This is a genomic window from Gordonia sp. (in: high G+C Gram-positive bacteria) (genome assembly GCF_020438995.1).
In the GTDB taxonomy this organism is placed as follows: Bacteria; Actinomycetota; Actinomycetes; order Mycobacteriales; family Mycobacteriaceae; genus Gordonia.
Window position 1 is genome coordinate 1 of the sequence record NZ_JAGQTN010000203.1, and the last position, 5,805, is coordinate 5,805.

A 5,805-nucleotide genomic window follows, 5' to 3' on the forward strand; every position below is an offset into this window, starting at 1 on the left:
GCGATCAGCATGCCGCGGCGCATCATCAGCGCCATGTTCATCACATTGTGGGTGATGCCGCGGTGGGTGATCACCACGCCTTTGGGACGGCCGGTGGTGCCGGATGTGTAGAGGATCGCCACCGGATCGTCGGGCTCGCGGACCGCGATATCGTCGGCGGCCAGTTGCTCACCGAAAGCGCAATCCTCGTAGTGCCGTGCATCTTCCGCACCATCGGCACCGATAAGCGGTACAGCACAGCCACTTTCCTGAAATCTGCCGATACGCTCGGAGTCGGCGACGATCACCTTCGGCTCCGATTCGGCGACGGCAGCGGCGAGTTCGGGCCCCTGCCACCACGCGTTGACCGGCACCGCGATCGCGCCGCACACCACCGACGCCCAGAACGCGACGGTGAACTCGGGCCGGTTGCGCATCGCGATCATCACCCGATCACCCGGCGCCACACCGTAATCGGCGCGGAAGGTCTGGGCGAGCGCGAGCGCCTGGGTGTGGATGTCGGTGAAGGTGAGCCGCTGATCGCGGTACACCATCGAGTCGAGGTCGCCGTGGGCGGCGGACCGGGTGAAGATGTCGGCGAGTGTGCGCGGGCACCTCACGTAGGTGCGCACCGGCCGGCCGTCGACGATCGTCTCCGTGATCTCGAACGGTCCGCCGGGCGCGAGCAGGTCCGCCACCCGCGGGTCGTCGGCGAAACCGCCGGAGAAGATCGTCATGGCATCAGCACCCATCGTTACCGTTGGTCATACGGTAGCACTGTCGGCCAGGGAACTCGGGGGTGGTGACGTCATGTGCCGAAAGGTCACCGGACCCTTCGCGACCCTCGCTCCTTCGTCGCAACGGCCTCAGGGATCAAGGAGAGTCCCCACACCGACATCGGCCTCAGGAAGCAAGAGCACACCCACCGACATCAGCCTCAGGAAGCAGGAAGTGCCGCCACGCCGACATCAGCCTCAGGGATCACGAAGAGCCCGCCCACCGACATCGGCCTCAGGAATGAAGAAGAGTCCCCCGCCCACCGACATGAGCCACCGGGATCGAGAAGAGTTCCCAGCCCGCCGGCGTTGGGCCTTGGGATCGAGATGGCGGTTGATGGCACGGGACCACACATCTTGATCCCTGAGGGCGTCGCGCGAGCTTGCGAGCCGACGCGTCTCGAAGGGTCCGGCGACACGGGGCTCCCAACGTGTCAGACCGGAGCCGACTGGGCTTCGGCGGTCTGTTTGGCCCAGCGGTAGTCGGCCTTGCCCGCAGGGGTGCGTTTGACCTCGTCGACGAACACGATGGTGCGGGGCACCTTGTAGCCGGCGAGAGACGCCCGGACGTGGTCCTGGAGTTCTTCCTCGGTGGGCTCATCCACGCCGTCGGCGATCTTGGCGACCGCGGCCACCCGCTGGCCGTACTTGGCGTCGGGCACCGGCACGACGAGGGCATCGGCAATCGCGGGATGGGCGTGCAGCACGGCCTCCACCTCCTCGGCGAAGACTTTCTCGCCGCCGGTGTTGATGCACTGCGAACCGCGGCCCAGGAACACGATGGTGCCGTCGGCCTCGACGGTGCCCATGTCACCGAGGATCGACACACGACGCCCGTCCGGCAATGTCGGGAAGGTCTTGGCCGACTTCTCCGGATCCTTGTAGTAGCCGAGCGGCACATTACCGACGCGGGCGATGTACCCGAGTTCTCCGGAGCCCGGTTCGATCGGGTTGAGGCTTTCGTCGACCACCATCATGCGGTCGGTCGGCGGCACCTTCAGGTTGCCGTTCTCGTCCATCATGATCTCACCGTCATTGCCGGACTCCGACGCGCCGAAGTTGTCGCGCAGCAGCAGACCGGGTTTCACCGCGAGCATCCGGTCACGCACATGCTGCGACCAGATGGCCCCGCCGGAGGTGATGGAGAACAGCGACGACAGGTCCACCTCGTCCTTGCGTCGTTCGAGTTCCTCGACCAGCGGCATGCCCATCGCGTCGCCGACGATCAGCACCAGTTGCACCTGCTCGTCGGCGATGCAGGTGACCATCTTCTCCGGGTTGAACTCGCGCATGATGACCAGGCGGCCACCGAGGGTGAAGAAGGTGAACAGCGAATACGATGCGGCGCCGTGCATCAGCGGGGCGGCCAGCATGAATGCCATCGACGGGAAATCCTTGACGGCCGAGGCGATCTCATCGAGGTCCTTGCGGTCGTCGCCGTACGGGTTGCCGCCGGAGAGCGGTTTGCGGAAGAAGTCGTCGTGGCGCCACATGACGCCCTTCGGGTATCCGGTGGTGCCGCCGGTGTACAGCAGGTACAGCTCGTCGCCGGTGCGCGGCTCGAAATCGCGTTCCTTGGGCAGGGATTCGGCGTCGGCGAACGAGGCGATCGTGACCTGGCTGCCGCCCGGGAGAGCGGCTACCGCATCGCGCAGCTCGTCTGTGACGGCACCAATCACGAACACCGTCCGTACCAGTGGCAGCGTCGGCAGCAGTTCGGCGACACTGCGTTGGTGTTCGGGGAGTTCAACGATGATGCCCGCCGAATCGGAGTTCTCGAAGATGTAATGCAACTCGGAATTGGTGTACCGGTAGTTGATGTTCACCGGGACCGCGCGGATCTTGATCAGTCCCAGCAGGCTGGTGACATGCTCAACGCTGTTCTTGAGGAACAGCGCCACATTGTCGTCGGCACCGATCCCGTTGGCCACCAACAGGTGTGCCACCTGATTGGCCTCGCCGTCGAGTTCGGCGTAGCTGACCTGCCGCCCCTCGTAGCTGAGCGCGATGCGCTCGGGCACGGCGTCGGCGACGGTCTCGAATACATCAGCCAGATTGAACTGCATCGCTTTCTCCATTCTTATCCTCCGGTGAGGATGAGGCCGCTGGTGGGGACGCCGGTGCCGGCGGTGACGATGACCCGCGACGCGTCTGGTACCTGGTTGACGGAGGTGCCGCGGATCTGGCGGACCGCCTCGGCGATGCCGTTCATGCCGTGGATGTAGGCCTCGCCGAGTTGGCCACCGTGGGTGTTCAGCGGCAGCGTTCCGCCGACCTCCAGCGCACCGGGTTGCCGTACGAAGTCTTTCGCTTCACCACGACCGCAGAAGCCGAGTTCTTCGAGCTGCAGCAGAGTGTACGGGGTGAAGTGGTCGTAGAGGATGGCCGCGTCCATATCGGATGGGGCCAGACCGGACTGCTGCCAGAGTTGGTCTCCGACCAGGCCCATCTCGGGCAGTGCGGCGAGTTGCTCGCGGTAGTAGCTGGTCATGATGAACTGGTTGTCGGCGCTGCCCGATGCCGCCGCCGCGATGGTCACCGGCTTCTGCGGGAGATCCTTTGCGCGTTCGGCGGATACGACGACGATGGCGACGCCGCCGTCGGATTCCTGGCAGCAGTCGAGCAGGTGCAGCGGCGCCGCAATGTAGCGGGAGGCCTGATGGTCGTCGAGGGTGATCGGTTTGCCGTAGAAGAAGGCGTGCGGATTGTTGGCCGCGTGGGTTCGCGCGGTGACCGCGATACGGCCGAAATCCTCGCTGGTGGCGCCGTATTCGTACATGTAGCGTTGCGCGATCATGGCGACGAACGCGGCGGGCGTCGAGAGGCCGTGCGGATAGGAGAAGGCGTTGTCGGTGCCCGACGAATTCTCCTGATTGGCAACGGAACTGTCGACCTGACCGAACCGTCGGCCCGACCGCTCGTTGAATGCCCGGTAGGCGACGACGACGTCGGCGACTCCGGTGGCCACGGCCATCGCCGCCTGCTGCACCGTCGAACAGGCAGCGCCACCACCATAGTGGATGCGGGAGAAGAACTTCAGGTCGCCGATCCCGGCCGCCCGGGCGACCGCGATCTCGGCGTTGGTGTCCATCGTGAAGCTGACCAGGCCGTCGACGTCGGCGGGGGCGAGTCCGGCATCGGCCACGGCTGCGGTGACCGCCTCCGCGGCCAAGCGTAGTTCGCTGCGTCCGGAGTCCTTGGAGAACTCGGTGGCGCCGATACCGGCGATCGCGGCGGCGCCTGAGAGCGTGCGCGTCATGCGGTCTCTCCCAGCGAGCAGGTGACGGTCGAAATCACATGTTTGCCAAGCCTATTGGCGCCCACGACCGAGACGGTGACGGCATTGTCGGCCACCTCGGTGACCTCGCCGGTGAAGGTCACCGAATCATAGGCGTACCAGGGCACCCCGAGTTTGAGCTTGATGGAGGTGATACGTGCCGACGGTCCGGCCCAGTCGGTCACGAACCGCTCGACGAGGCCCGTATCGGTCAGGATGTTGACGAAGATGTCCTTGGACCCCTTCTGGTGGGCCAGATCCCGATCGTGGTGCACGTCCTGGAAATCACGGGTGGCCAGCGCGGAGGCCACCACGAAGGTGGGGGTGGCCTCGATGGTCAACGGCGGCAACACCATTCCCACCGCGACGGCCGTGGGTGTCACCGCGGTCATGGCTGACTGTCCTCTCCTGATGCATCTGCCGGGCGCCACGCGTAGAGCGTCCATGGCGGTTTGTCGCCGGATGCGGGAAAGTCGAGGAACGCGACCTCGACCGGCATGCCGATGTGTACCGACTCGGGGTCAACGTCGCGCAATTCGCCGAGCATCCGCACCCCTTCGTCGAGTTCGACGAGGGCGACCACGAACGGCAGCGACCGGCCGGGAACCTTGGGGGCGTAGTGTACGACGAAGCTGTAGACGGTTCCGGTGCCAGCGGCGACGACATAGTCGGTGTCAGGGACAGTGCCGTCGTCGGTGCGTGCCTTCCAGAGGGCCGGTACCGGCGGATGCCGCAGCGTGCCGTCCTCGATCCGCTGGATGCGCAACTCGTGGGCGGCCACCCCTTCCCAGAAGAACCTGGTGTCGCGGGATGAGTTGGGGCGCAGCATCTTCTCGGGATCGAGATCGTCGGGAACCTCCGGCGCGGATTCCTCCACCGCGTCCTTGGTGGACGGGCGGAACTTGAGGATCCGGAAATCCATCTCCGCGACTATCTCGTCGCCCACGCGCCAGGTGTTGCGGGTGGTGAAGAACCAGCCCTCACCCAGGCCGGTGTTCTTCGGGCCGGCGACGTCGGTGAGTTCGCTGCTGAGCGTGACCTGCTCGCCCACCCGGGTGTAGCGGTGGTAGACGGTGTCGCAGTTGGTGGCCACCACCGACGTGTAGCCGGCGGCGTCGAACAGTTCGGTCACCCGGCGGAACGGGTCCTCGGGGGCGCGGGTCCCGTGCAGGCCACGCATCGTCCACACCTGCGACATTGCCGGTGGGGCAACGATTCCCGGATGACCAGCGGCCCGGGCAACGGTCTCGTCGACGTAGATGGGGTTGGTGTCGCCCATCGCCTCGACCCAGTTGTTGATCATCGGCGTGTTGATCGGGTCGCGGCCGGGTGCGGGTGTGCTCGGCCCGGCGGCTTTGATCGCAGCCGCCGCATCGAGGATGTCCTCGGCTGTGGTGATGCTCATCGTTTGGCCCCCACTCATCTCTTGGCCCGGGGCAAACCGAGTCCGGCCGTGGCAATCATGTCCCGCATCACCTCGTTCACACCGCCGCCGAACGTGATGACGGCATTGCGTTTCTGTTGGACGTCAAGCCAATTCACCAAGTCCGCCGTCGCCTCGGCGGAGAGGTCACCGAATCGGCCGACGATCTCGTCGATCATCCGGCCCACCGATTGCAGCCGTTCTGTGGAGAACACCTTGGTGGCCGCGGCGTCGGCCATCGAGATCGCCTCGCCGGTGGAAGCGACCTGCCAGTTGAGCAGTTCGTTGATCCGCACATAGGCATCGATCTGGGCGAGAGTTCTTCGCACATCGGTGTGTTCGCCGATCAC

General features: G+C 65.5%; 6 protein-coding genes. All 6 read right to left on the minus strand.

Annotation, left to right across the window (positions count from 1 at the left end):
- The coding region (locus KDB67_RS14700) for an AMP-binding protein (protein WP_291017029.1) at positions 1 to 731 on the minus strand (731 nt) is incomplete at its 3' end.
- Between the two features lie 458 nt (positions 732 to 1,189).
- The gene (locus KDB67_RS14705; protein WP_291017032.1) at positions 1,190 to 2,821 is read right to left on the minus strand and encodes an acyl-CoA synthetase; all 1,632 of its coding nucleotides are present in this window, start codon (positions 2,819 to 2,821) and stop codon (positions 1,190 to 1,192) included.
- A gap of 14 nt (positions 2,822 to 2,835) precedes the next feature.
- Positions 2,836 to 4,014 (minus strand): lipid-transfer protein, encoded by a 1,179-nt coding sequence (locus tag KDB67_RS14710; RefSeq protein ID WP_291017035.1) that lies wholly within the window; start codon positions 4,012 to 4,014, stop codon positions 2,836 to 2,838.
- Positions 4,011 to 4,424, minus strand: coding sequence for a MaoC family dehydratase (locus KDB67_RS14715; RefSeq protein WP_291017037.1), 414 nt, complete (start codon positions 4,422 to 4,424; stop codon positions 4,011 to 4,013). The genes KDB67_RS14710 and KDB67_RS14715 overlap by 4 nt, the downstream gene beginning before the upstream one ends.
- Positions 4,421 to 5,437, minus strand: a complete 1,017-nt coding sequence (locus KDB67_RS14720) for a bifunctional MaoC family dehydratase N-terminal/OB-fold nucleic acid binding domain-containing protein (protein WP_291017039.1) — start codon at positions 5,435 to 5,437, stop codon at positions 4,421 to 4,423. Before KDB67_RS14720 ends, KDB67_RS14715 begins: the two co-directional genes overlap by 4 nt.
- A 14-nt stretch (positions 5,438 to 5,451) precedes the next feature.
- A partial coding sequence (locus tag KDB67_RS14725) for an acyl-CoA dehydrogenase family protein (RefSeq protein ID WP_291017042.1) occupies positions 5,452 to 5,805 on the minus strand: 354 nt, incomplete at its 5' end.